The organism is Microvirga rosea, from assembly GCF_020595095.1.
Lineage (GTDB): Bacteria > Pseudomonadota > Alphaproteobacteria > Rhizobiales > Beijerinckiaceae > Microvirga > Microvirga rosea.
In genome coordinates, this window is record NZ_JAJDOP010000006.1 from 94,100 (window position 1) to 118,198 (window position 24,099).

20 protein-coding genes are annotated in these 24,099 nt (G+C 58.2%); 8 read left to right on the top strand and 12 right to left on the bottom strand.

Annotated features, from left to right (window positions below; translation table 11 throughout):
* Window positions 1–4: 4 nt before the first annotated feature.
* Genes hutU through hutI form a run of 4 tightly spaced genes read right to left on the bottom strand, consistent with a single transcriptional unit; the run spans window position 5 to window position 5,263 of the window.
* A complete protein-coding gene (gene hutU / locus LJD17_RS16525) occupies window positions 5–1,669 on the bottom strand; it encodes a urocanate hydratase (RefSeq protein WP_227385298.1) in 1,665 nt (554 codons plus the stop codon).
* A 12-nt stretch (window positions 1,670–1,681) separates the two neighbouring features.
* Window positions 1,682–2,515: an N-formylglutamate deformylase gene (hutG, locus tag LJD17_RS16530; protein ID WP_227385299.1), complete on the bottom strand. Its 834-nt coding sequence runs from the start codon at window positions 2,513–2,515 to the stop codon at window positions 1,682–1,684.
* A 4-nt stretch (window positions 2,516–2,519) separates the two neighbouring features.
* The gene (gene hutH / locus LJD17_RS16535; RefSeq protein WP_227385300.1) at window positions 2,520–4,058 is read right to left on the bottom strand and encodes a histidine ammonia-lyase; all 1,539 of its coding nucleotides are present in this window, start codon (window positions 4,056–4,058) and stop codon (window positions 2,520–2,522) included.
* A complete protein-coding gene (gene hutI / locus LJD17_RS16540) occupies window positions 4,055–5,263 on the bottom strand; it encodes an imidazolonepropionase (RefSeq protein ID WP_227385301.1) in 1,209 nt (402 codons plus the stop codon). Before hutI ends, hutH begins: the two co-directional genes overlap by 4 nt.
* A 141-nt stretch (window positions 5,264–5,404) precedes the next feature.
* Here hutI and LJD17_RS16545 point away from each other — a divergent pair, with 141 nt between their 5' ends.
* The 6 genes from LJD17_RS16545 (at window position 5,405) to LJD17_RS16570 (ending at window position 11,869) form a co-directional block, all read left to right on the top strand.
* Window positions 5,405–6,766, top strand: a complete 1,362-nt coding sequence (locus LJD17_RS16545; RefSeq protein WP_227385302.1) for a formimidoylglutamate deiminase — start codon at window positions 5,405–5,407, stop codon at window positions 6,764–6,766.
* Window positions 6,763–7,515: a histidine utilization repressor gene (hutC, locus tag LJD17_RS16550; RefSeq protein WP_227385303.1), complete on the top strand. Its 753-nt coding sequence runs from the start codon at window positions 6,763–6,765 to the stop codon at window positions 7,513–7,515. The genes LJD17_RS16545 and hutC overlap by 4 nt, the downstream gene beginning before the upstream one ends.
* Window positions 7,516–7,691: 176 nt before the next feature.
* Window positions 7,692–9,455 (top strand): alkaline phosphatase, encoded by a 1,764-nt coding sequence (locus LJD17_RS16555; RefSeq protein ID WP_227385304.1) that lies wholly within the window; start codon window positions 7,692–7,694, stop codon window positions 9,453–9,455.
* A 61-nt stretch (window positions 9,456–9,516) separates the two neighbouring features.
* Entirely contained in the window at window positions 9,517–9,960 is a 444-nt protein-coding gene (locus tag LJD17_RS16560) for a hypothetical protein (protein ID WP_406600829.1), read from the top strand.
* Between the two features lie 2 nt (window positions 9,961–9,962).
* Window positions 9,963–10,643, top strand: a complete 681-nt coding sequence (locus LJD17_RS16565) for an ABC transporter ATP-binding protein (protein ID WP_227385305.1) — start codon at window positions 9,963–9,965, stop codon at window positions 10,641–10,643.
* The gene (locus LJD17_RS16570; protein ID WP_227385306.1) at window positions 10,640–11,869 is read left to right on the top strand and encodes an ABC transporter permease; all 1,230 of its coding nucleotides are present in this window, start codon (window positions 10,640–10,642) and stop codon (window positions 11,867–11,869) included. The genes LJD17_RS16565 and LJD17_RS16570 overlap by 4 nt, the downstream gene beginning before the upstream one ends.
* Before the next feature lie 103 nt (window positions 11,870–11,972).
* Here the strand turns inward: LJD17_RS16570 and LJD17_RS16575 are convergent, their stop codons facing one another.
* From LJD17_RS16575 to aldA, 8 genes are all read right to left on the bottom strand, one after another.
* A complete protein-coding gene (locus LJD17_RS16575) occupies window positions 11,973–13,649 on the bottom strand; it encodes a GMC family oxidoreductase (RefSeq protein WP_227385307.1) in 1,677 nt (558 codons plus the stop codon).
* A 35-nt stretch (window positions 13,650–13,684) separates the two neighbouring features.
* Window positions 13,685–14,440, bottom strand: a complete 756-nt coding sequence (locus tag LJD17_RS16580; protein ID WP_227385308.1) for an SDR family oxidoreductase — start codon at window positions 14,438–14,440, stop codon at window positions 13,685–13,687.
* A gap of 33 nt (window positions 14,441–14,473) precedes the next feature.
* Entirely contained in the window at window positions 14,474–15,562 is a 1,089-nt protein-coding gene (locus LJD17_RS16585) for a mandelate racemase/muconate lactonizing enzyme family protein (protein WP_227385309.1), read from the bottom strand.
* Window positions 15,563–15,618: 56 nt separating this feature from the next.
* Window positions 15,619–16,593 carry an ABC transporter permease gene (locus LJD17_RS16590; protein WP_227385310.1) on the bottom strand — a complete coding sequence of 325 codons (975 nt, stop codon included), beginning with the start codon at window positions 16,591–16,593 and terminating at the stop codon, window positions 15,619–15,621.
* Between the two features lie 7 nt (window positions 16,594–16,600).
* Window positions 16,601–17,602 (bottom strand): ABC transporter permease, encoded by a 1,002-nt coding sequence (locus LJD17_RS16595; protein WP_227385311.1) that lies wholly within the window; start codon window positions 17,600–17,602, stop codon window positions 16,601–16,603.
* Window positions 17,595–19,121, bottom strand: a complete 1,527-nt coding sequence (locus tag LJD17_RS16600; protein ID WP_227385312.1) for a sugar ABC transporter ATP-binding protein — start codon at window positions 19,119–19,121, stop codon at window positions 17,595–17,597. Before LJD17_RS16600 ends, LJD17_RS16595 begins: the two co-directional genes overlap by 8 nt.
* 62 nt (window positions 19,122–19,183) lie before the next feature.
* Window positions 19,184–20,161: an ABC transporter substrate-binding protein gene (locus LJD17_RS16605; protein WP_227385313.1), complete on the bottom strand. Its 978-nt coding sequence runs from the start codon at window positions 20,159–20,161 to the stop codon at window positions 19,184–19,186.
* 78 nt (window positions 20,162–20,239) lie between these two features.
* On the bottom strand, window positions 20,240–21,712 hold the full coding sequence (gene aldA, locus LJD17_RS16610; protein ID WP_227385314.1) for an aldehyde dehydrogenase: 1,473 nt from the start codon (window positions 21,710–21,712) through the stop codon (window positions 20,240–20,242).
* A 345-nt stretch (window positions 21,713–22,057) separates the two neighbouring features.
* On the opposite strand from aldA, the gene LJD17_RS16615 reads away from it, so the two are divergent.
* Entirely contained in the window at window positions 22,058–22,786 is a 729-nt protein-coding gene (locus LJD17_RS16615; RefSeq protein ID WP_227385315.1) for an FCD domain-containing protein, read from the top strand.
* Window positions 22,787–23,003: 217 nt separating this feature from the next.
* Window positions 23,004–24,092, top strand: coding sequence for an ABC transporter ATP-binding protein (locus tag LJD17_RS16620; protein ID WP_227385316.1), 1,089 nt, complete (start codon window positions 23,004–23,006; stop codon window positions 24,090–24,092).
* Window positions 24,093–24,099: the final 7 nt, after the last annotated feature.

Below are 24,099 nucleotides of genomic sequence, written 5' to 3' on the forward strand. Positions count from 1 at the left end.
CTCCTCAACGGAGGCTTGGAAGGTTCAGGTTGTGCTCTTGTGCGCAGTCGATCGCAAGATCATAGCCCGCATCCGCATGACGCATAACTCCTGTGGCTGGATCATTCCACAAAACCCTCTCGATGCGTTTCGCGGCTTCCGGGGTTCCGTCACAGACGATGACCATCCCCGAGTGTTGTGAGAATCCCATTCCAACGCCGCCGCCATGGTGGAGGGAGACCCAAGTGGCGCCTGATGCGCAATTCAGCAGCGCATTGAGGAGCGGCCAATCCGAAACGGCATCGGACCCGTCCTTCATGGCTTCCGTCTCCCGGTTCGGACTTGCCACGGAGCCGGAATCCAGGTGATCACGCCCGATCACGATGGGCGCTTTCAGCTCTCCCTTCGCCACCATTTCGTTGAAGGCGAGCCCGAGGCGATGACGATCGCCAAGCCCAACCCAACAGATACGTGCTGGAAGGCCTTGGAACTTGATGCGTTTCTGCGCCATGTCGAGCCAGTTATGCAGGTGCTTATTGTCCGGCAGCAGCTCCTTCACCTTTGCGTCCGTACGATAAATATCTTCCGGATCGCCGGACAGCGCAGCCCAGCGGAACGGCCCGATGCCGCGGCAGAAGAGCGGGCGAATATAGGCCGGAACGAAGCCCGGAAATGCGAAGGCATCCTCGACGCCTTCTTCCTTTGCCATCTGGCGGATGTTGTTGCCGTAGTCGAGTGTCGGCACGCCATCCTTATGGAAATCAAGCATGGCCCGTACATGCTCAGCCATGGATCGCTTGGCGGCATGTTCAACCGCTTTTGGATCCGTTTCACGCTTGGCTTCCCACTCGGCGACGCTCCAGCCTTTTGGCAGGTAGCCATTTACGGGATCATGCGCGGATGTCTGGTCCGTAACCGCATCGGGGCGGATGCCGCGCCGATAGATTTCAGGATAGAGCTCGGCCGCGTTGCCAAGAAGGCCGACGGAAAGGGGCTTCCGTTCACGGCACGATTGCTCGATGAGACTCATGGCCTCATCGAGCGAGTCCGCCCGTCGATCGACATACCCTGTTTTGAGACGCATTTCGATCCGGCTCGCCTGGCATTCGATAGCCAAACAGGAAGCCCCTGCCATCGTGGCCGCAAGAGGCTGAGCGCCCCCCATGCCGCCCAGGCCGGCTGTCAGAATCCAGCGACCTGAGAGGTCGCCGCCATAGTGCTGACGCCCGACTTCCACGAACGTCTCGTAGGTGCCCTGCACAATCCCTTGGCTTCCGATGTAGATCCACGACCCTGCAGTCATTTGGCCGTACATCATGAGACCCTTGCGGTCGAGTTCATGGAACTTGTCCCAGGTGGCCCAATGCGGAACAAGGTTTGAATTCGCAATCAGGACACGAGGAGCATCCGGGTGAGTACGAAAGACGCCGACCGGCTTACCCGACTGGACAAGGAGCGTCTCGTCCGGTTCCAATGTCTTCAGAGTCGACGTGATGCGGTCAAAGCTCTCCCAATCACGCGCCGCCCGCCCAATTCCTCCATAAACGACAAGCTCACCGGGTTTTTCCGCGACCTCCGGATCGAGGTTGTTCATGAGCATGCGTAAGGGAGCCTCGGTAAGCCAGCTCTTCGCCGAGAGTTCAGTTCCGTGAGCAGCGCGGATCACCCGTGCGTTATCAATGCGGTGCATGGCAGTTCCTCGTTAGGCTTCGTGCTTTGCGAAAGTCAGACAGCATTCCAGAATATGGGTAAGGACACTACGCATCGGCGCCGCGAAAGAGGCATCATATGGCGTCGGCCATTGCCCTTCCGCGACCGGGCCGATGGGCTCGTGCATATACCCTCGGCAAGCCAGCTCCATCTGTATGGCATGAATTCCGGCAGCAGGCTTACCCATATTTCGGGTGATATAGCCGCCCTTGAACCGACCGTTCGTAACGTGCGTGAACGCGCTCTCGGTGCAGATCGCCTCGATCTCACGTGTCAGTTCAGGATCGCAACTTGCCCCGTCATTCGTGCCGATGTTAAGGTGCGGAAGTGTGCCCTGGAACAGACGAGGAATGACAGAGCGGATGGAATGGCAATCATAAACCACAACGTGGGTATGCTGCGTTTGCAATCGTTCAACTTCGGCCTGAAGAGCTGCATGATAGGGGGTAAAGAAAAGATCCCGTCGTTCGGCAAGAGCCTTCTCGTCCGGCTCCGCTCCAGGACGATAGAGGGCTTCGCCGTCGAAAGTTGTCGTCGGACACAACTCTGTCGTCGCTTGCCCTGGATAGAGTGAGATTCCTGCCGGATCCCGATTTACATCGATGACGGTTCTTGAGATCGACGTGCGAATGATGGTCGCGCCGAGACCGGATGCGAAGTCATAGACATGTTCGATCCACCAATCCGCGTCCTTCCGTGATAGCCATGGCGATACCAGTCCATTTGCGTATTCCGGCGGTATTTCCATGCCAGTGTGTGGAATACTCACAAGAAGTGGGGCGTTGCCACGGCTGATCGATAGCCAGGGAGGAGAGGTTTTGGTCATCGGATCACGCCGTGAGAGATGGAAGCAGCGCTGCGCCTGCGGCTTCAGCAAGTGCGCCGGAGCTCACCAGCTCCGTAGCCAGTTTCATTTCAGGAGCCATGTGGCGATCATCGGCTAAGGACGGTACCTGTTCACGCAACAGAAATCGGACACGCTCGAGGGGCTCGCTCGTTCTCATGGGAGCATGAAAGTCGCAACCTTGGGCTGCCGTCAGCAGCTCTATCCCAACCACGTTGGCCGTGTTCCGTGCCATGGGAATGAGGCGACGTGCCCCATGAGTTGCCATGGAGACATGGTCCTCCTGATTTGCCGAAGTCGGGATTGAGTCGACGCTTGCAGGGTAGGCGCGTTGTTTGTTCTCCGACACGAGCGCGGCCGCTGTCACCTGCGGGATCATGAACCCGGAGTTCAGTCCAGGCTTTGGTGTCAGAAAAGCCGGGAGCCCCGAAAGCGCAGGATCTACAAGCATCGCTATGCGGCGTTCCGTCAACGATCCAATTTCGCAGATCGCCATAGCAATCATGTCGGCCGCAAACGCAACAGGTTCCGCGTGAAAGTTTCCACCGGAGATTACCTCGCCGGTCTCGGCAAATACCAGCGGGTTGTCCGATACTCCGTTCGCTTCAGTTTCAAGCGTGCTGGCCGCCTGCCGGAGGAGATCGAGTACGGCTCCCATGACCTGTGGTTGGCAGCGCAGGCAATAGGGATCCTGGACGCGATCGTCGTTTGTGAGGTGTGACGCACGGATCACGCTGCCCTGCATCAGAGTTCGCAAGGCAGCTGCGACCTCGGCTTGGCCCTTGTGACGGCGCAGTGCTTGGATTCGAGGATCAAATGGTCCGTCGGATCCTTTCGCTGCGTCCGTCGCCAGAGCTCCCGTAATAAGAGCAGCCTGAAACACGCGCTCGGTTTCAAAAAGACCGGCGAGGGCAAGGGCGGTGGAGACCTGCGTTCCATTGAGCAGCGCGAGACCTTCCTTAGGGCCGAGCACCAGAGGCTCAAGGCCCGCCTGGCCAAGTGCTTCCATCGCAGGAACCTGCTCGTCGCCCACGAAAAAGGCCCCGATACCCAGTAAGGCTGCAGTCATGTGCGCCAGAGGTGCAAGGTCGCCGGAAGCACCGACGGATCCTTGGGCTGGGACAACGGGAATAAGTCCAGCCGTAAGACAGTCCTGAAGATGTTGAAGAGTCGACCAGCGAATTCCTGATGCCCCCTGCGCCAGACTCGCAAGTTTCAAAGCCATCACAAGGCGCACGACCGACGAAGGAAGCGGTTCACCGACGCCTGCGGCATGGGATATCACAATGTTGCGCTGAAGAGTCTCTAAATCCGACGCTCCGATGCGGACGCTGGCCAGCTTTCCAAACCCCGTGTTGACCCCATAAACAGGATCCCCCTTGGCGACGATCTGTTCAATCGTGCGCGCACCTGCTTCGACTTTCGAGCGGACGTTCAGGTCAAGTTCTATGCCGCTGCCTCGATAAATCCGCTTCCAATCAGTGAGCGGGACCGAGCTGGGCTGCAAGATGACGGTTGTGTTCAATGTCCCCTCCATATGCGGGCATGCAACGGATTGAAGCCGATCCTGTAGACTAGCTCCGCTGGGCGCTCGATGTCCCAGATTGCAAGATCGCACCATTTGCCCGCTTCCAGCGTGCCCATATCGTCTAAGCGTCCGAGGGCGCGTGCCGCTTCTCGCGTGACGGCTGCGACGCATTCTTCCACCGTGAGGCGAAAGAGTGTCGCACCCATGTTCATTGTCAAAAGCAACGACGTCAGAGGTGACGTGCCGGGGTTGCAATCTGTTGCAAGCGCCATGCGAGTGCCATGGTGCCGGAACGCTTCTACAGGAGGGAGTTTGGTTTCGCGAAGCATGTAGAAGGCACCCGGCAGCAGAACTGCGACGGTTCCGGCTTGAGCCATCGCTTTGGCGCCTTGATCGTCGGTGTATTCGAGGTGATCCGCCGAGAGAGCCTTGAAACCTGCAGCCAGCTCTGCACCATGTAGGTTTGAGAGTTGGTCGGCATGCAGCTTGATATTCAATCCAAGCTCTTTTGCCGCCTTGAAAACCCGGCCAGTCTGATCCGGTGAAAAGGCGATCCCCTCACAAAATGCGTCGACAGCGTCGATCAAGCCTTCTTGCACCAGGGCTGGCAGCATCTCCCGGCAGACTTTATCGATGTAAGCATCTTTATCCCCGCCGGCCTCGGGAGGAAGCGCATGAGCTCCGAGGAATGTCGTCGTGACGTTGACGGGGCGCGCCGTGGAAAGTTGGCGAGCGGCGCGGAGCATCCGCGCCTCCGTTTCAAGATCGAGGCCATAGCCCGACTTGATCTCGACGGTGGTGCAGCCCTCCGCAATCAAGTGGTCGAGCCGCCGAAGCGCGCTGGCGATGAGCTCGCTTTCTGTCGCAGCCCTTGTGGCTTTGACAGTGGAAATGATTCCACCTCCCGCGCGAGCAATTTCCTCATAGCTCGCCCCGTTAAGACGAAGCTCGAATTCTCGGGCGCGATCCCCTCCAAAGACAAGATGAGTATGACAGTCGATGAGGCCTGGAGTGATCCACCGGCCGTCGCAGTCGATCTTTTCCATGGCCTCCCACGAGGCTGGAAGCCGGTCGGATGGCCCAGCAAAGACAATGCGCCCATCCTTCGCGGCGATGGCGCCGTCCTCAACGATTCCGAGGCCGCCCATGTGCTCGGCCAGGGTCGCCAGACGGGCCCGGTACCAGATCCGGTCGAGGCGCATGGTCCATCCTCCCATCTTCTTCGGTATTGTCTATACATAAACGCGAGTTGAAATTATTGTCTAGACTTATTCTGAGGTCTGGGATCGATTTAGGATCCTGAACCAGACGAAAGGGGACACGACGCTATGGCGACAGGGCAGGTGCGTAGGCTTTTCCTCGATCAAGCCCTCCTGCCAAGCGGTTGGGCCAGAAATGTCGCTTTGGATATCGATAGCGGCTTTATCCAAAGTGTCACCCCGGATGCCCCTCATCGAGACGGTTGGGAGCGGATTGCCGGCATTGCGCTTCCTGGCCTTCCCAATCTTCATAGTCATACGTTCCAGCGTGGCATGGCGGGTCTTGCGGAAAGGCGAGGTCCTACTGGGGACAGCTTTTGGACATGGCGCCAGGTCATGTATCGTTTCCTCGAGCACCTTACGCCTGACGACGTGGAGACCGTCGCAGCTTTCGCCATGATGGAGATGCTTGAGGGCGGCTTCACCTCTCTGGCTGAGTTCCACTATCTCCACCACGACCGGGACGGTCATGCCTATGGCGATATCGGGGAATTGTCCGGACGTATTGTTGCCGCTGCTGCCGAGGCAGGGATTGGACTCACGCTCCTCCCCGTCTTTTACGCCCAAGGCGGTTTTGGTGGGGCTGCGCCAAACGATGGGCAAAAGCGTTTCATCTGTGGAGTCGATGCTTACGTGCGGCTCCTTGAGAGTGCCAAGAAGGCGGTCCGGTTCGTCGACGACGCCGTTCTAGGGATTGCTCCGCACAGTCTGCGGGCCGTAACTCCCGAAAGCCTGCATGCCGTCGTAGGGATGGCGCCGGAAGGACCTGTTCATATCCACATTGCAGAGCAGACCAAGGAGGTCGAGGACTCCTTGGCATGGTCCGGGATGCGACCTGTCGCGTGGCTGTTGGCCCATACGCCGGTGAATAAGCGCTGGTGCTTGATTCATGCGACGCATCTTGATGAAGAGGAAATTCAGGGGCTTGCCGCGTCCCGGTCAGTCGCTGGACTGTGTCCGATAACAGAAGCAAATCTGGGTGATGGAATTTTTCCCGGGGTACCATTCCTCAGCAGGAGCGGTGCATTTGGTGTGGGTTCGGATTCGAACATCCACATCTCGGCTCCGGAGGAACTCAGGCAGCTGGAATATAGTCAGCGTCTGTCTCATCGTGGTCGGAACCTGTTTGCGGAGCGGGAAGGGGAGTCAACAGGCCGGAGCCTCTACACCAAGGCACTGACAGGGGGAGCGCAAGCTCTTGGAAGACGGGTTGGTGCACTTAGAGCCGGCTCCCGGGCGGATCTGGTTGTGTTAGATAGTGACGCTCCCGACTTTGCTGGCCTCTCCGGAGATGCTTTGCTCGACACCTACATCTTCGCAACAGGTGCGCGGGCAATCGACAGAGTTATTGTCGGAGGTCGAACCGTCGTTACTCATGGACGTCATTACAAGCGGGACGAGATTTCTGCCCGGTTTGCAAAAGTTATGACCAGGATCCGATCATGAACACGAAGTCGGCGCGGACTCCTCAACCTTCCGAAGCGAAGCACCTCTATCAGCGCATCCGTGACGATATCGAGACTCGAATCATGTCCGGAGAGTGGCCACCCGGCCACCGGGTACCTTTCGAGCACGAGCTGATGGCAGAGTACAATTGTTCTCGCATGACCGTGAACAAGGTCCTGTCCGCCCTTGCCGCGAACGGGCTTATCACGCGTCGCCGCCGCGCCGGAACGGTTGTCGCGGAGCCAAGCACCCAACAAGCCGTTCTTGAGATTCAGGACTTTGCCCTTGAGGCGGCACGCGCCGGCACCACCTATCGCTTCACGATTCTCGAGCGAGCCATCGAAGTCCTTGACGTCGCCGGCGCCCAGCGCACCGGTCTGCCGGTCGGAACCACGATGCTGTCCCTGACAACCTTGCATCTCATGGACAACATCCCCCGGGCTTATGAACAGCGACTGATTCATCTGGCAACGGTCCCGGAGGCGAAAAGAGAGGCGTTCAAACAGGATCCCCCCGGAACTTGGCTGCTCAGACGTGTTCCCTGGACGGATGCCGAACACGTCGTCCGGGCTGTGAATGCAGATGCCAGCCTGGCCAGACGGCTCAAGATCCAAACAGGTTCAGCCTGTCTGGTACTTGAGCGGCGTACGTGGCAGGCAGGTGTTTTCGTGACGGAGGCCCGCATTACGTACCCAGGAGAAAGGCATCATCTCGTGGGTCGCTTTTCCCCGGCCATGCAGGGCCTCTGAGCAGCTGCGCCTGCAGTTCTGGCCTCAAGTGCCATATAGGCAGACATCTCCTTCCTCTGTCATTCAACTGACATTCGGTTTGCGTAATCGGTGGGACCATACTGCCGAGCCCTCTTCATCGCTATGGCAGTGGCTCAGACTGAGACGTGTCTCTAGCGGATGCATGAGGATTTCCGATGAAATATGGATTGTTGGCGATACTCGCCGTTATGGCCGTGCCAGGAGTTGCCCAGGCGCAGGCTGTTTATCCCATTGATCGCGCGACGATCCTTTCGGGAGCCAAGTTTGATTTCAAGATCGAACTACCCAAGATCATTGCGCAGAAGGACATCAAGGTCACGATCAACGGCGAGGATGCGGAGAAGATCCTGGGCGGCTCCTTCTCCTATATCGAGAAAGAAGACGGCGGCGATGCTTCCTCTCTGATTATCCGCAGTGCGGCCATTGCCAATGCGGGCGACTACGTCGTGGACGTCAGAGCAGGCGATTTCTCGAAGACGGTAAAATGGTCGGTGTTCGGCACCCCTGCCCAGAAACAAGCAAAGAACATCATCTTCCTCTTGGGTGATGGCTTGTCCGTCGCGCACCGAACCGGCGCGCGGATCATGTCAAAAGGCAATGTTGAAGGAAAGGCGAGCGGCCGTCTTGCGATGGACGACTTGCCGGCCATGGCCTTTATCGGGACGGCCTCGACGGATTCTATTGCAGCGGACAGCGCCAATACCATGAGCGCTTACATGACCGGGCACAAGTCGGCCGTGAACGCCCTCGGCGTCTATGCCAGCAGAGCCAAGAACACACTGGAGCATCCGAAGCAGGAGACCATCGCGGAAATCGTTCGACGCAACACAAAGATGTCGATCGGCGTCGTATCCGGCTCCGAGCTCCAAGATGCAACCCCGGCGGCCGTCGTCGGACACACCCGTCGTCGTGCCGATAAGGCAGAGTTGATGGCGGATTTCTTTAATGTGAAGCCGGAGGTTTTGCTTGGGGGCGGTTCAGCGTACTTCTTGCCAAAAACGACTGCCGGATCCAAACGTAAAGACGATATCGACTATGTGACCAAGTTCAGGGAAGCTGGTTATGTGGTTGCGACCAGCGACGAAGAGCTGGCCAAGGCGGCACGCGAAACCAATACCGGTAAGCTGCTGGGTCTCTTCCACCCGGGCAACATGGATGTCACATTGGACCGGAAGTTTCTCAAAAAAGGCACGGTCGGTAAGTTCCCAAATCAGCCTGGCACCGTCGAAATGATGCAGGCTGCGCTTAATGTTCTTTCTCGGAACGCTGAAGGGTTCTTCCTCATGGTTGAGGGGGCCTCCATCGACAAGATGTCCCATCCATTGGACTGGGAGCGCGCGCTGGTTGACACCATCGAGTTCGACAAGGCTGTCGCAGAAGCCCAGGCATTTGCCAAAACGCACCCTGACACCCTGATTATCGTGACAGGCGATCATACTCATGGCGTTTCCATCATCGGGACGATCGACGACAGCAAGCCCGGCGAAGAGATGAGAGAGAAGGTCGGTACCTACGCTGAGGCCGGCTTCCCGAATTATGCCGACAGCGATGGAGACGGTTATCCGGATCGTGTTGACGTCTCACGCCGCCTGGCCGTGTTTGCGAACAACTTCCCGGATTATTACGAGACATTCCGACCGAAACTCGACGAGCCCTTCGTCCCTGCGGTTCAAAACGAGAAAAAGCAGTACGTCGCCAACGAAGCTTACAAGAATGTCCCCGGTGCCGTGCTCCGGATCGGCAATTTGCCTAAAGATGCCGATACAGGTGTGCACGCTGTCGACGACGTCATCCTGCAGGCTCAGGGACCCGGATCGGAGAGATTCCGCGGTTATTTGGAAAACACCGATGTGTTCCGCGTGATGGCCGAGGTTCTGGCTTTAGGAAGCGGATCGTTGGTTCAAAAGGCGCAGAAATAGGGTGATAGGGTGGAGCGGAATTGACCGCTCCACCTTCACACGGGTGAAAGTCACCAGGCCAATGATGCTCACACGCCGCAACACCTTAATGGGACTAAGCTCCCTCATCGTCTCCGCAAGCAGCGCAAACGCATCCATGCCTGAGCTGACCTTTGAACAGCTCTACGACACCATAGGCGTTCTTGGCATGACCCTGTCCGGACGGGTCAAACAACTGAGCGGGCAGCGAGTCCGTATGAGAGGTTTCATGGCTCCTCCGCTAAGAGCCGAAGCAAACTTCTTCGTCCTGACCAAGGTTCCTATGGCCCTCTGTCCCTTCTGTTCTTCAGATGCAGACTGGCCAAGCGACATCGTCGTGGTTTACTTGAGTGAAAAGCAGACCTTTGTACAATCCAATACCACTATCGAAGTCGAGGGTACTCTCGAGCATGGGTCATGGACGGATCCGGAGACAGGCTTTGTCAGTCTCCTTCGGTTGGCCAGTTCGCGTTTCCGGATGTCGTGACAATGCCGAGCGTGAAGCTTCGTGACGTCCAAGTGCGGATTGCAGGTCTTGAAAGACCTGTGATCGATGTGCCTCAACTCTCGATTGACGCTGGAGAGCGAGTCGCCATAACAGGACCCTCGGGCGCCGGGAAAACAACGCTCATCAATGTGCTGGTAGGGCTCGAACGTCCAAATACAGGTAAGGTTATTTGGGACAAAATCGACATCTTCGATCTTAACGAGGCAGATCGAGATGGCTGGCGAGCCAAAAACGTCGGCATCGTTTTTCAGGAATTCCACCTGTTTCCCGGGCTCGGCGTCCTCGACAACGTGCTGCTTCCACAGCAGCTTCGATCGTTCCGTTCAAGCGCAGAGCACCGCATGCGAGCGATCGACCTTCTTCGCCACGTCGGCTTAACGCGACTTGACCAGGATGCCGCAACCCTTTCCCGAGGTGAAATGCAGCGGGTTGCGATTGCGCGAGCCCTTTGTACGCGTCCGAGTGTGGTTGTGGCCGACGAGCCGACGGCGAGCCTTGACAAGAACAGCGCCGACGCAGTCACAGAATTGCTCGTGGATCTGTCCGGTTCCTTGGGTGCCACACTGATCGTCATCACCCACGACAGCTCACTTGAACGGGCGATGACGCGTGCCATCTTCATGGATCGTGGTTTCGTCATGACCTCTGAGGGTAACGTATGATCCCAGCAAGATTCATCTGGGCCGATTTGCGTCGCCTCTGGGTCGGGTCGACGGTCGTCGTTCTTCTCATCGCCAGTGCAACGGGTCTGGGCGTCGCCGTCAATCTTCAGGAGCGAGCACTTCGCCTCGGCAGCGCGCGGGCGGCCGAGGGATTCGACTTGGTGATCGGTGCGGCGGGCAGCGAAACACAGCTCGTCCTGTCTGCGGTTTTTCTTCAGCTGGCGCCACTGCCGTTGATGCCCGGTTCCATTCTGCAGAAGCTATCTGCCGATCCAAAAGTGGAGATGGCCGCGCCGGTAGGTTTTGGGGATTCCTTCGACGGTATGCCCATCGTCGGCACAAGTGCTGCCTTCATCGATAGTCGGGGCCATGGAAAACTGACCGAGGGGAGGATATTTCGGCAAATCTCCGAGGCAGTCGTTGGCGCCAAGGTGAAGCTTTCGATTGGAGATGAGATCAAGCCCTTGCACGGCTTGCCGGATGAGGGCGGACATACTCACGGAGAGCTGGCTTACGCCATCGTCGGGAGAATGGCGGAAACCGGTACGCCCTGGGATAAGGCAATTCTGGTTCCGATCGAAGGAGTATGGAGAGTTCACCATCTCGTGGATGGTCATGATGACAGAGAAGAGCACGAACCAGAACCCGCGAGCATGACAAGCATCCGAATTGGCCCGCCCTGGAATAATCCCCCGGGCGTGCCGGCCATCATCGTGAAAGCAAAGACGATAGCCGACGCCTATCGCCTAAGGGCCGAGTATCGGAGGGATGCCACCCTCGGCGTTTTTCCCGCTGAAGTCCTGACGCGCCTTTTTGCTACTCTCGGAGATGTTCGGTCCGTTCTGGCTGCAATCGCCATGACAACGCAGGCGCTTGTCGCCGCCGCCGTGATCTTAGTTTGTACGGTCCATTTGTCGCAAAGACGCAAGCAACTAGCCGTTCTTCGGGCACTGGGAGCGCCTAGAAGGGCGGTTTTCGGCCTTGTTTGGGTAGAGATCCTCATTCTCGTCGGTTTGGGCGTCGCCCTGGGAGTTGGCCTTGGCTATGCTGGAGCAAGGATCTTCTCGGGCTGGTTGTCGGCTACGAGCGGGATTACGGGCCCGATTGCCCTGAACCTGGAAGACCTGACACTTGTCGCCGTGCTGCTTCTGATCGCCGCCGTAATCGCAACAATTCCTGCTGCTATGGCCTATCGACAGCCGACCTCTATTGCGCTCAGGTCGTAGCAATCGTTGAGCGGAAGTGCTTTCCTGTCCCGTCCGAGGCCCGGCGGCTTGCCGGGGCGGTCCCCTGAAAGACCTTGAATAGGATTGCCACTTCAAAGGAGCGTTACGTCGCCGCAACGCCGTGACCGTGCTCCGTCAGAGTATAGGGCGTGTCGCCCGCGGCAGCCGGCCCCACGATGAACTCCGCGCATCGACTCCCCATCATCATTGCCGGAGCATTCGTATTTCCGGCGTTGATGTTGGGCATCGCGGAGAGGTCGCATACGCGAAGATTGTCGACCCCGCGCACCCGAAGGCGAGAGTCGAGCACCGCGAGGGCATCCTCGGCCGGGCCCATTCGGCAAGTGCCGGCAGGATGATAGTTGGTTTTCACGAACCGACGGCAATGCGCCATGATCGCTTCGTCACTCAGATCTGTAGGATCAGGGATAGCTACGCGGGAAATCCGCTCCTTCAAGGGGTTTGTCTGAAAGGCACGTAGGAAGAAGCGCTGTCCGTCGATCATCGATCGGGCGTCGGCGGGATCTTTCAGCAAGTTGGGCGAAACAAGCGGCATATCGTCAGGATCGGTCGAGCGCAATCGGACATAGCCACGAGAACGCGGTTTTATGACGACAGTCGTCACGGTCAACCCATAGGTGTCCTTAACAAGTCCGAGGGTATCGCGATCCAGGTAGACGATTGGAACACAGAAGGCCTGAATCGTCGGCTCGCCATCTCGATCAGTCGGATTAACGAAGGCGCCCGCCTCGACGCCTGCAGACAGAATTGGCCCGGTTCCGAAAAGCCGGAACTGGAGACCGTTGAGGATCATCCGCCAACCGACACCTTGCTTATAGTATCCGTGAGGACCACTTGCCATTGCGATGATCGGCACCTCCGGATGATCGATCAGGTTTTCGCCCACGCCCGGCAAATCGGCCAGACAGTTGATGCCGTGAGTTTTCAACTGGTCCGCCGGGCCGATGCCGGACAACATCAGGAGTTGCGGCGTCACAAGGGATCCTGCTGCAACGATGACCTCGCCATCAGCATAGACCTTCTTCTCTGTACCGTCTGCGGCTCGATACACCACGCCGGTCGCACGATTGTTTTCCACTTCAATCCGGCGAACGCGTGATCTGAGACGTACCGTGAGTTTGGGATTGTCAAAAAGAGGGGCGATGAACGCATAAGCGGCGCTGCTGCGCTTCCCGCGTCTGTTCATGAACTGATAGAAGCCGACGCCTCGTTGCTTCGCGCCGTTGAAGTCGTGATTGAAGGGTTCGCCCAGTGCCTGAACGGTCTGCACGAACCATCGTGACATGTCGTTGATATGGCCGGGATCGGACACCAGCAGAGGGCCGTCGGCGTTGTGCAGGTCGTTATAGAGGCGATTGTTGCCCTCCATGCCACGAAAATGCGGCAGGACGTCCGCCCAGCTCCAACCGGGGTAATCATTCTCTCGATGCAGAAGCTCGTGCCACTCCTCGTAATCCGACGGCCGTCCGCGCATGTAGACCTGAGCGTTTACCGAAGACCCTCCGCCAAGAACGTTCGCCTGAGGGATGTCGTGAATGCGGCCGGCAAGATGTTCCTGCGGTACCGTGTGATGATAACGCATGTATTTGCTGCCATTGATCATTTTAAAGATGCCCGGCGGCATATCCAGCAGGGGATGGCGATGAGAATAGCCGCCCTCCAGCAGGAGGACGTGGTGTCCGGCTTCGACCAATCTTGCAGCTGCGACGCAGCCTGACGATCCGCCGCCGACCACAATATAGTCAAACCGTTCTGTCATTCCTGCGTCCTTTCGAGTGACTTCAGGTGGCCCGGTCAGGCCGTCCAGCCGCCATCGATCACGTGAATCTGTCCTGTCGTATAGGCGGCGGCATCACTGGCGAGATAGACAACGAGAGCCGCGATCTCTTCCGGCCTGCCCAGACGCCCCATCGGCTGACGGGCGATAAACGCGGCGCGCGCCTTTTCGTAATCGCCTTGAGCGCGCATCCTGTCGTGGAGAGAGGGAGTCTCGACAGTGCCCGGGCAAATGGCGTTGCAGCGTATTCCTTGGGTTACATAGTCGGCCGCAACAGAACGGGTGAGGCCCGCAACGGCAGCTTTGGTGACGCAATAGGCCGCTCGGTTTGCCACGCCCTTCACAGCGCCGGCAACCGAACTCATATTGATGATCGATCCGTGGCCTTGCTCAAGCATGCCTGGCAGAAATGCGCGTATCATCCGGAACATGGCCGTGACATTGAGGTCCAGGGAGAAGGCCCAAGCGTCATCGTCGCACTCGAGAAGGTTGCCCTGGTGAACCGTGCCGGCGCAATTGAAAAGGATGTCGACGTGACCGATTTGAGAATGCAGCGCCGCTATGGATTCCGGGCTGCGCACATCCAAAATGGCAGTTCGTATCGAGGATTGCCCTTGGCCCAACGCCGTCAAAGCTGCTTCGTTGATGTCGGTTGCAACAACCGTCGCTCCGGCATCGGCCAAGGCTAATGCGGAGGCACGTCCGATACCCTGCGCTGCAGCGGTTACTAATGCTGTGCGCCCTTTTAGAAGCTCGCTCGAGAACGTATTCATCAATGGTAGCACCCTTCCAACGTCAAGGACTTGTCATGCTCTGATGCGTGCAAGGCTCTCCCAGTCAAAAGCGATTCCATGGCCTGGGCGGTCAGGTGCGAGCGCAAACCCGTTCTCGATCCGAAGCGGCTCGGCAATATAGCGCTCCAGTCCGAACCCATGCGCCTCAAGGTAGGAGCGATTTGGGCATGCCGCCAGAAGATGGACGGTGACGTCATGAGCGCCATGGCTTGTCACCGGCATATTGAATGCCTCTGCCAGATGAGCGATCTTCATGAAGGGCGTGATCCCGCCGCAGTTCGTTACATCGGGCTCAGGGTATGTGACGCCGCCTCCGGCGATATAGAGCTTGAACTCCCATAGGGTACGGAGATTCTCGCCTGCTGCAACCGGAACTCCGCCTTCGCGTACAATACGTGCGTGCCCCGCCGGGTCGTCTGGAATGGTAGGTTCTTCCAGCCATGTCAGATCGAATGGTTGCAAGGCACGTGCTGCTCGAATGGCGCCATCGACCGTCCATTTCATATTGGCGTCCGCCATCAGTGGAAAATTTTGGCCGAGATGCTCCCGCATTGCCTTCACGCGCGCTACATCTTCGAAAAGGTTGGCACGACCGACCTTCATCTTGATCGCACGGAATCCTTTCTTGAGGTTCTCGTCGGTTTGCTGGAGGAGCTTGTCGAGAGGCAATTCAAGGTCGATGCCGCCGGCGTAACATGGAACACGGTGGTCAAATCCGCCGAGTGCCTTCCAGAGGGGCTGTCCAGCGCGCTTCGCCTTCAGATCCCAAAGCGCCATGTCGATGGCAGAGAGCGCCAGGACAGTGGGGCCGCCACGCCCCCCATAGTGAAGTGCCCACCAGGATTTATGCCATAGACGCTCGATCTCGTCCGCCTCTTCGCCATCGAGAATTTCCGGAAATTCGCGGGTCAGAATTGCATCGATCGCGGCTCCGTTTCGTCCGACCGTGAAGGTGTAACCGACACCCTCGGCGCCCTCGGCATCGCGAATTCGAACCGTGTTGAGTTCGAATGCCCGCATTTCTCCATGCATGGAATCCGTCAGTACGGTTGGTAGGGGAATGCGATAGAACCCAGGTTCGATCTCTGTGATATGGGGCATGCTGTGCCTTCGTGAATCATGTGATCAGGTTGCTTTGAAATGTTTGCCGTTCTCACTCAGGTAGCTTCCTCCGCACGGAGGCTGAGCCTTGCCTGAATGGAGACCACAAGAAGCAGAAAGGCACCGCGGATGACGGACTGCCAATAAGCGGAGAGACTGATCCAGCCGAGGCCGTTCTCGAAGTTTAGGATATTGAAGATGAGGCCGAGCAGAAGAACGCCCACAAGGGTCGAGCCCACCGATCCAACGCCGCCGGTCAGCAGGGTGCCTCCCACGACGACAGCCGCAATTGCGAACAGCTCCCACCCGACGCCCTCGATCGGCTGGCCCGCTCCGAACTGAGCTGCAAGGATGACGCCTGCCAACCCCGATAGGCATCCGCTCATAATATAAACGGCCGCTTTCACCCGGCCGGCCGGCAGACCCATCAGACGGGTGGCGTCCTCGTTGCCGCCGACAGCCAGCACGGTTCGGCCGAATGATGTCAGGTTAAGGACCAGAGATCCGAGCAAATAGACGAAGAGGGCGATCCACGCAGGGATGGGGAAGGAAAAAAAGTCTCCTTGGCCGATTTCTGTGAAACCCGAATCGTAGGACACGGAGACGGATTGGTTCTCGGCCAGCAATAGGGCACAGCCGCTGGCCGCCAGCATGGTCGCCAGCGTCGCGATGAAGGGCAGGATATTGAGGCGCGTAATGATGAAAGCGTTACAGGCTCCGATGGCGAAGCCAGCAGCGAGCCCGCCAAGGAGACCAGGGAGGATCCCATAAGGCGACAGCAGGGCAGCGACAACGCTCCCCAGGGCAGCGGTCGAGCCGACGGACAGGTCAATCCCGCCCGTGATGATGACGAAGCACATGCCGAGGGCGACAAGGGCGAACATGCTGTTGTAGCGCAAAACCGACAAGACGTTGAAAAGACCGAGAAAGTTCTCGTATCGCAGCCAACCGAAAACGATGAGGATAATCAGAGCCAGCAGGACGCCGTAGCGACCAATCCCACGGAATAATTTCAGTCTTGTACTGTCCATATGGACCTCAGCGATAGTTTTGACGCTGCAGCCAAACGGCCAACACGATGATGGCGGCCTTCGCCACCAGGGCCGCCGCGTCCGGGACACCGTTGGCGAGAAGCGTGTAGCGGACCAGCTGGATGATGAGGGCTCCTACGAGGGTACCGATCACGCTCGCCCGGCCACCTGTGAGAAGCGTTCCACCGACAGCCACAGCGGCAATTGCATCGAGCTCCATTCCGAGACCGACAAGGTTCGCGTCAGCAGCCGAGTTGCGGGCAATGACGATCAACCCGGCAAGGCCTGAAAGGACACCGCTAATGAGGTAGACCCGCTGCTTGACCGAGGCGACGGGTATGCCGGCAAGACGAGCGGCCCGCTCATTCCCGCCAATGGCCAGCACCTCTCTGCCGAAAACGGTCCGCCTTAGAACCCAGGCGACCGTGACCACGATGATGACCATCAGAATCGCCTGAAAAGGAATCCCGAAAAGTCGGCCCAATCCAATGAACTGGAATTCCGGCAGGTTGAAGACTTGAAGGTTGCCGTTCGTAAAGACCTGCGCGATTCCCCGACCTGCAATGAACAGCACGAGGGTCGCAATAATAGGTTGAATTCGCAGATGCGTAATAAGCCAGCCATTGAAGAGACCAAGAAGCGCCGTGGCGATCAAGGGAATGACAAAGGCGAGCGCGATGCCGACCAACGGATGGGGCAGGGGGAACAGTTTCCCAAGGAAAATCAATGGTGCGAGCGCTCCGGCAATAGCCATGAGCGCTCCAACTGAAAGATCGATTCCTCCTGTCGCGATGACAAGAGTCATCCCGACACCGACAATCACGATGGTACATACCTGGGTCAGGTTCACGTTCAACGTTTGCCACGTCGCGAAATTTGGCGTGATCGCGAGGTTGACGAGGATGAGCAGCGCCAGGGCAAGCCAGGATCCATAACGCGTCAGAAACGTTCCGACCTCCAGCCATGGCCTCTTGTCGGGAGAGGGCAGTGTAACGGCTGTTTCAGCCATGTGCCGTCTCCCGCTCATTTCCGGATCCATGAGCCATCGCTGTCATCACGCTCTGCTCGGTCAGGCTGTCACCTTCGAGCTCCGCGACCGTCCGACCGTCTCGAAGAACGAAAATCCGACTTGCTGCCTCAACGACCTCTTCGAGTTCCGACGAGATCATCAGCACCCCAAGTCCTTGACCTGCGAGTTCGCGGATAAGGTGCAGAATTTCCGCCTTGGCGCCCACGTCGATACCTCGTGTGGGCTCGTCGAGGATCAGGAGCTTCGGGTTCATGCAAAGCCAGCGGGCGAGCAGCACTTTCTGCTGGTTTCCGCCCGACAATTCTCGAATTCGCTGTTCAGGCCCGGAGCAGCGGATACCAAGTCGCTGGATAAATCGATCCACGATTGCTCGACTACGCTCCTCGTCCACGATTCCATGGCGGGCAAGTTGCGGCAGGAGCGCCAGTGTGAGGTTCTCGCGGACCGACATATCCGGAATGATGCCTTCGAGCTTGCGATCCTCAGAGCAGAAGCCCATTCCGGCTCGAATGGCGTCTGCTGGCGATCCGATGGCGTTCTGTTTGCCCGCGAATGTGACCTGTCCTCCATCCGAACGATCCGCTCCGAAAACCGCCCGAACCGTTTCCGTTCTTCCGGCACCCAGGAGACCCGCGAGCCCGACGATCTCCCCGGGGCGGACACTGAAACTCACATCCCGGACCTTTTGACCAATAACGAGATGACTGACTGCCAAAGCCGGCGGAGCGGTCTCGCTCTCAGGTTGCGGCGAGGGCCTTTCCTGCAAGGCCTGTGTGAGCTCGCGCCCAAGCATGGTCGTAACGAGATCAAGACGGGAGATGCTGCTCATGGGCGCGGTCTGCACTGTTCGCCCGTCGCGCATGATCGTCACCCGATCACAGACGGCATAAAGCTCATCGAGTTTATGGCTGACAAAGATCACCGAAACGCCTGCGCCCTTGAGCTGGCGAATGACGGAGAACAGCACTTCCACCTCTCTCTCGTCCAAAGAAGAGGTAGGTTCATCCATGATGACAAGCTTGGCATCAAATCCGATGGCGCGAGCGATGGCGATCATCTGCTGCACAGCCGTCGGAAAAGCCATGAGGGGACGGCGAACGTCAATCGTGATCCTGAACCGGGCGAGCAGGGCTTTTGCTTCCTGATGCATAGCAGGCCAATCCAGAAGCCCGAAACGGCGCTTCTCCCGGCCGAGGCAAATGTTCTCCGTGACCGAACGGTAAGGAACCAGGTTGATTTCCTGGTAGATTGTGCTGATTCCCGCTCCTTGCGCCTCCTGCGGTGAGGTGAATGTCACTTGTCTGCCGTCGAAGACGATCTCGCCGGCGTCGCGCCTATAGTAGCCGGTAAGCAGCTTGATCAGGGTCGACTTTCCGGCGCCGTTCTGTCCAATGAGGGCATGCACTTCCCCCTTCTCAACGATGAATTCGGCCTCGCGCAATGCCGGGATTCCGGCAAAATGCTTGCTGATGCCGTGCATGTGCAGAAGCGGAGCCATAACAGATATTGCTCTCCTACCTGGGCAGGCGCTGCCTTCATGTGAAGGCAGCGCAGGCTTAATCAGTAGGCGTCCGAGATGAGCTGAGCCGCATTCGACTTGTCGAAGAAGCGGTCGGTATTCACGACCCAAGGTTCGATCTTGTCGCCTTTGGCATAACGAGCCATTGTCTCGAAGGCCTTGGGGCCGAACTTCGGGTTGCACTCGACCGTTGCAAGCATCTTGCCGTCGACGATCGCCTGAAGTGCATCACGGGTGCCGTCGACCGATACGACGATCACATCCTTGCCCGGCTTCTTTCCTGCTGCTTCCAAAGCAGCAATCGCCCCGATGGCCATTTCATCGTTGTGTGCATAAATGGCCGTCGCATCCGGATGGGCCTGCAGGAGGGTTTCCGCAACCTGACGGCCTTTGTCGCGCGCGAAGTCACCGGATTGAGACGCGACGATCTTCATGCCGGAATGAGATTTGATGTAATCCTCGAAGCCCTTTCGGCGATCGTTGGCAGGCGAGGATCCTGTGGTTCCTTCAAGCTGGATGATCTTGGCGTTTCCATTCATAGCCTTCGTAAGCGCTTCAGCGGCGCGTTTTCCTTCATCCACAAAGTCGGATCCGATGAAGGTCACATAGTCCTTCCCGGCCTTGGCGAGACTCTGGTCCACGTTGCGGTCGAGCAGAATGACCGGAATCCCGGCCTTCTTGGCTGCCATTACCGCGGGAATGAGAGGCTTCTCCTCGCGAGGGGCGAGGAATATCATGTCGACGCCCTGAGCGATCATCGAATTTACGTCAGCCACTTGTTTAGCTGCCGAGCCCGCCGCATCCGTATAGACAAGCTGATAGCCGAGCTTCGCAGCTTCCGACTTCATGCTCTCCGTCTGCGCAATGCGCCAAGGATTGTTTGACTCGGTCTGCGCGAAGCCGACCTTGTATTTCTCTTTCTGCTTCAGCTTGGGCAACTCCTGGGCAGAAACCCCACCAAGCCCGAAGCCTACGACAGCAGCGCTTGTCGCAAGCGCAAGAAAAGTCCTTCTCAGCATTCTTTCCTCCTTGAGTTTTTATGCCCCGATGATTGGGGTTCTTAGCTTAATTGCACAGCCGTCCCGGGCCGTGAGAAGTCACCAGCGGATATAAGACGTCTGCTTCCGCAGGTACCCGTCAAAGCCGTACTTTCCGTCTTCTCCTCCGAGGCCCGAGTGCTTCCAGCCTGTATGGAAGCCCTGGACGAGCTCGCCGCACGGACGATTGACGTAAAGTTCTCCAAACGACAGTTCGCGCGAAAGGCGCATCACTCGGCGAAGATCATTCGTGTAGATGTAGGCCGATAGGCCATACGACGTCTCATTGGCCAGCGTTAACGCTTCATCGAAACTCTGGACTGTCATGACCGGCGCAACCGGCCCGAAAATCTCCCGCTGCATCACGGAGGCTTCGTTGCTGCGCACCCGCAGAACCGTCGGCTCAAACCAGTGTCCCCGTGCAAAAGCCCCGTCCCGCAGCCTGCGGCCGCCCGCCAGAAGTTCGGCTCCGCTGGACACCGCCTCGTTGACGATCTCCTCCACCTTGTCGACCTCGGGCCGGTTTACTTTCGGCCCCATGTCCGGATTGGTCATGGGGTCCCCGAGAGTCATCGCGTTCACGCGAGCAAGGAACTTCTCAAGAAAAGGCTCCGCAATCGCTTCATGCAGATACATGCGCTCGTTGCATGTGCAGATCTGGCCGCAATTGGTGAACCTGGAGATCACGGCAGCCTCAACGGCGGCATCCACATCCGCATCGTCAAGGACGATGAACGGGGCCTTTCCGCCAAGCTCGAGGCGGATGATCTTGAGATCCTGTGCGCCAGCCGCGTATATCTCGCGCCCTGCACGAACGCTGCCCGTCATCGTGATCAGATCGCTCAAAGGCGAGCGAACAAGGGCTTCGCCGACGGTCCGTCCGTCGCCGGTCACAACGTTGAGCACGCCTTTAGGGAGGCCAATCTCGTGGGCAAGGCGCGCGATCTCGATGGCCGATAAAGGTGTCGACTCATGTCCTTTGACCACGATTGTGTTACCCGCCACGAGGGCAGGGCCGATCTTTCGCGCTGCCAGCGCGGCCGGATAATTCCAAGCCGTCAATCCGACGACGACGCCATAGGGGACCCGGCGAATCCAGACCTCTTCGTTAGGGAAGTCGGAAGGAAGGATATCACCTTCGATGCGACGTGCGCTCTCGGCAGCATAGGTGAGAAAAAGTGCGACGGCGTCAATCTCGCCTTCTGCTTGATTGAGCGGCTTGCCCTGTTCACGAACAACGATCCGGGCCAAATGGCCCTTGTCGCGCCGCACGGCCGCGGCGAGATCCTGGACATAGCCTGCGCGGACGATCGGCGGGAGCGCTGCCCATGCAGGCTGCGCCCGCCGCGCCGCTTCGAGGGCGCTTGTGGCGTCTTTTATGGTGCCGACGGGAACAGTGGCAAAAACGGTCTCGTCTGCGGGATTTTCAACTTCCATTCGCGCAGATGCGTGGCCATCCGTCCAGGCGCCGTCGATATACATCTGATAGTGAGTTGAGGTCACGCCGGAGCCGAGTGCCACGGATACGGTCATGGGATCCTCACGGCTGCCGGACTTGATGCATCAAGAAAATGCGATGCGGCGGGGCAGGGCACGAGAATGGCGTCACGCGTCTTTCCTCCGAGGTAGTTCCGCTGGAACTATGTCTTACCAAACGTCATTCTTTGGATCTTTTTGGTAAGACCATTGGAAGGATGGCGAGATGACCAAAACCTGTCAAGTGTAGTTCTCAACTGGGATCATCCAGGCATCTTCGTTAGAGGGTCGATGTGCAACTATTGAGGATACTGGTTTTTGGTCGGACCATATGCTAGGCGGACCGAAGGCGGATTTCCAAGACGCGGCTCTGCCGTGTGGCTGCTTCGAACCGGAGGAAATATGGATCACGTCGCGCGCCTGTCGAGCCGGGATCCCGCTGGCCGCCGATCGGACGTCGTTGCCGAGGGGCTGGCCCGTCTGATTCAGTCCGGCGGCCTCAAGGAAGGAGATCGTCTTCCGGCAGAACGGGATCTGATGCAGCGCTATGGAGTGAGCCGGGCGGCGATCCGCGAGGCTATTCTCGCGCTGGCAAACCGTGGTCTGGTGGTGACGCGGCTCGGTCATAGGCCTGTTGTCCGCAAGCCCGACTATGAGATCGCAATTGATAAGGTCGGAAACCTTGTGGGGCACTTGGTGGTGGACCGTAAGGGCGTTTGGAACCTCTTCGATACGCGTATTTTTCTTGAGGCTGCCCTTGCCCGTTGGGCGGCGTCAAACGCGCGGCGTGACGATATTGACGAGCTTCGGGCCGCTCTTGCGGCCAACCGTGATGCGATCGGCCACTCACACGATTTCGACGAGACCGATGCGGCATTCCATGCCATCTTATACCGCATTCCGGGAAATCCGATCTATCCGGCTGTCCATAAGGCATATGTCGAGTGGCTTGTTCAGCACTGGCGAACAATGAAGCGGGGAGGTGATATCGACCAAATGAACTATGCGGGTCATGTCGCCATCTTCGATGCGATTGCCGGGCGGGATCCGGACGAGGCAGAGATTGCTCTCAGGCGCCATTTGGTGGCGGCATGGGAGTTCGTCAGATCCACCTTCCCGGCCGAGGACTGAGGCCGTAAGGCGGGCCTTGCGCTCCGCCGACGCTGAACTTAAGCTTCGACAATAAGAATAAGAAGATTGCCGAATCGCACGAGGGCTTCAGGGAGGGAGCGCTTGGAAGAACGGTTCCGCTATGCTGGGAAAACACTGTCCTTCAGGACACGGCTTCTGGTTGTGAGGTTCTTGGCGACAGCACAAGGCGCTCATCGCTATCTTCGGGACATGAGCCATGTCCTTCGTCCTTGAAAAGATAGGCAAGACCGTAGGGGCCGAGACGCATATCGCGGATGTCTCCCTGTCGCTCGATCACGGCTCTCTGAACGTGCTGTTGGGAGCGACCTTATCGGGTAAGACCTCCCTCATGCGGCTCATGGCGGGCCTGGATGCCCCAACGACTGGCCGCATCCTGATCGACGGAAGGGATGTAACGGGATGGCCTGTGCAGCGGCGCAGCGTCGCCATGGTCTACCAGCAGTTCATCAACTATCCCTCTTTCTCGGTTTATGACAATATTGCTTCTCCGCTTCGTGTCGCCGGCTTGCCCAAGAGCGAAATAGAGAGCCGTGTTCGTCAAGCGGCAAAGCTTTTGAGGCTTGAGCCGTACCTGGACCGGAAACCCCTGAGCCTGTCGGGAGGTCAACAGCAGCGGACCGCGATTGCGAGAGCTCTGGTGAAACAGGCCGACCTCGTTCTCCTGGATGAGCCACTGGCGAACCTCGACTATAAACTGCGTGAAGAACTGCGCGAGGAGTTGCCTCGGGTCTTCTCAGCCTCTGGTGCCATCTTCGTCTATGCAACGACCGAGCCTTCCGAAGCGCTCTTGCTGGGTGGTCGTACAGCCACGCTCTTTCAGGGCCGCGTCACACAGTTTGGGCCGACACCGCAGGTTTATCGACAGCCGCATGATATCACCACGGCCAGGGTCTTTTCCGATCCGCCGCTCAATACCATGCGGGCTCAGAAATCGGGTGGCACCATGACTTTGAGCGCAGGAGGAAGACTCGATACCGCGAGCTTCTTTTCGTCCGTTCCTGACGGGGATTATGTCATCGGTTTCCGCGCCCATCATCTCGGGTTGGAGCCCGGTTCTGATGATGCCATTCCCATTCCGGCTACTGTTTCAGTCGCGGAAATCACCGGATCTGAGAGCTTTCTCCACCTCGACGCAGGCACGCATCGTTTCGTGGCTCTGGTTCCCGGAGTGAAGCGACTGGAGCCCGGCTCCTCCGTCACAGCTTTTCTCGATCCCCGGAGAGTGCTCCTGTTCAACGAAGCGGGTACCCTCGTCGCCGCCGTCCCGTCGCGACAGGCAGCTTAGGAGGCAG

Bases quoted from the DNA above. Each gene is read 5' to 3' on its own strand.
- LJD17_RS16560 (WP_406600829.1), top strand. From the start codon at position 9,517: ATGATGCTCACACGCCGCAACACCTTAATGGGACTAAGCTCCCTCATC.
- hutU (WP_227385298.1), bottom strand. From the start codon at position 1,669: ATGCACCGCATTGATAACGCACGGGTGATCCGCGCTGCTCACGGAACT.
- hutC (WP_227385303.1), top strand. From the start codon at position 6,763: ATGAACACGAAGTCGGCGCGGACTCCTCAACCTTCCGAAGCGAAGCAC.
- aldA (WP_227385314.1), bottom strand. From the start codon at position 21,712: ATGACCGTATCCGTGGCACTCGGCTCCGGCGTGACCTCAACTCACTAT.
- LJD17_RS16605 (WP_227385313.1), bottom strand. From the start codon at position 20,161: ATGCTGAGAAGGACTTTTCTTGCGCTTGCGACAAGCGCTGCTGTCGTA.
- LJD17_RS16580 (WP_227385308.1), bottom strand. From the start codon at position 14,440: ATGAATACGTTCTCGAGCGAGCTTCTAAAAGGGCGCACAGCATTAGTA.
- LJD17_RS16570 (WP_227385306.1), top strand. From the start codon at position 10,640: ATGATCCCAGCAAGATTCATCTGGGCCGATTTGCGTCGCCTCTGGGTC.
- LJD17_RS16600 (WP_227385312.1), bottom strand. From the start codon at position 19,121: ATGGCTCCGCTTCTGCACATGCACGGCATCAGCAAGCATTTTGCCGGA.
- LJD17_RS16590 (WP_227385310.1), bottom strand. From the start codon at position 16,593: ATGGACAGTACAAGACTGAAATTATTCCGTGGGATTGGTCGCTACGGC.
- LJD17_RS16575 (WP_227385307.1), bottom strand. From the start codon at position 13,649: ATGACAGAACGGTTTGACTATATTGTGGTCGGCGGCGGATCGTCAGGC.
- hutG (WP_227385299.1), bottom strand. From the start codon at position 2,515: ATGACCAAAACCTCTCCTCCCTGGCTATCGATCAGCCGTGGCAACGCC.
- LJD17_RS16565 (WP_227385305.1), top strand. From the start codon at position 9,963: ATGCCGAGCGTGAAGCTTCGTGACGTCCAAGTGCGGATTGCAGGTCTT.
- hutI (WP_227385301.1), bottom strand. From the start codon at position 5,263: ATGCGCCTCGACCGGATCTGGTACCGGGCCCGTCTGGCGACCCTGGCC.
- LJD17_RS16595 (WP_227385311.1), bottom strand. From the start codon at position 17,602: ATGGCTGAAACAGCCGTTACACTGCCCTCTCCCGACAAGAGGCCATGG.
- LJD17_RS16620 (WP_227385316.1), top strand. From the start codon at position 23,004: ATGTCCTTCGTCCTTGAAAAGATAGGCAAGACCGTAGGGGCCGAGACG.
- LJD17_RS16615 (WP_227385315.1), top strand. From the start codon at position 22,058: ATGGATCACGTCGCGCGCCTGTCGAGCCGGGATCCCGCTGGCCGCCGA.
- LJD17_RS16555 (WP_227385304.1), top strand. From the start codon at position 7,692: ATGAAATATGGATTGTTGGCGATACTCGCCGTTATGGCCGTGCCAGGA.
- LJD17_RS16585 (WP_227385309.1), bottom strand. From the start codon at position 15,562: ATGCCCCATATCACAGAGATCGAACCTGGGTTCTATCGCATTCCCCTA.